This window comes from Pseudoalteromonas sp. NEC-BIFX-2020_015, assembly GCF_012952265.1.
Lineage (GTDB): Bacteria > Pseudomonadota > Gammaproteobacteria > Enterobacterales > Alteromonadaceae > Pseudoalteromonas > Pseudoalteromonas neustonica.
On the sequence record NZ_JABCJL010000082.1, the window covers coordinates 1 to 870 of the forward strand.

The following is an 870-nucleotide window of genomic DNA, read 5'->3' on the forward strand; positions in this document are numbered from 1 at the left end:
TGTAGAATTACTCTTTTTTAAGAAAAACAGCCTGTTTTATGGGTTCCAAATGCATTACCTAATGCTTTAAAAGCGCTTAGAGTTAATTACAGGAGCTCGTTTTTTAATTGAATTTGGCTGTTAGAGTAATTCTACAGCCTCGTTATGTTTTAGGGATAGTTTTGTGAAAAAGTTGATAGTATCTATTTCAATAATTGTATTATTGTTTTCACTAACAACAGCTGCGTATTTATATGGAGTGTCTATTGGAAGTGAATTAAAAGGGGCTAATACAAATGCTAGTGAAGCAAGTAAGCTTGTCTACACCCAGCTTTGGCCTGATACTCTTCATGAAGTGACAACATCACAAAGAGAAGCAGAGATAAATAAAAACATAATATTGTTAGGGAAGTTTCTATCTAATAAACGTCCATCGCCATTCTTAGGTGATACGGTTCAAGCAACACTTGATTTATTCTTAGAGGCTGCTAAATATAGATTGGATAATCCTGATAAAGCTAAATTTGATAAAACCCTCAAGCCTTATAGCAATGAGGCTACTTTTCGGATAAAAGAGCTTATTTCAAAGGGAGAATTGAGTGAGAGGATTTTGAACGAATATATTGATGATTCTTACTATTATCACTTAGCACTCAAGTTTGCAGCTAACTAAAACATAACAAGAAATTAAACAAGGACAAAAAACAGTTGGCTTTTTGTTCACTACGTTCACTTATTTTAGCCAACCATTTTTTGCCTGTTAATTAGGCGTTGTGGCTGTAGAATTACTCTTTTTTAAGAAAAACAGCCTGTTTTATGGGTTCCAAATGCATTACCTAATGCTTTAAAAACGCTTAGAGTTAATTACAGGAGCTCGTTTTTTAATTGAAT

1 protein-coding gene is annotated in these 870 nt (G+C 33.2%); it reads left to right on the forward strand.

The features are described from left to right. The first annotated feature begins 163 nt into the window (after positions 1–163). Entirely contained in the window at positions 164–652 is a 489-nt protein-coding gene (locus HH219_RS21635) for a hypothetical protein (RefSeq protein ID WP_169328603.1), read from the forward strand. The last annotated feature ends 218 nt before the right edge of the window (positions 653–870 follow it).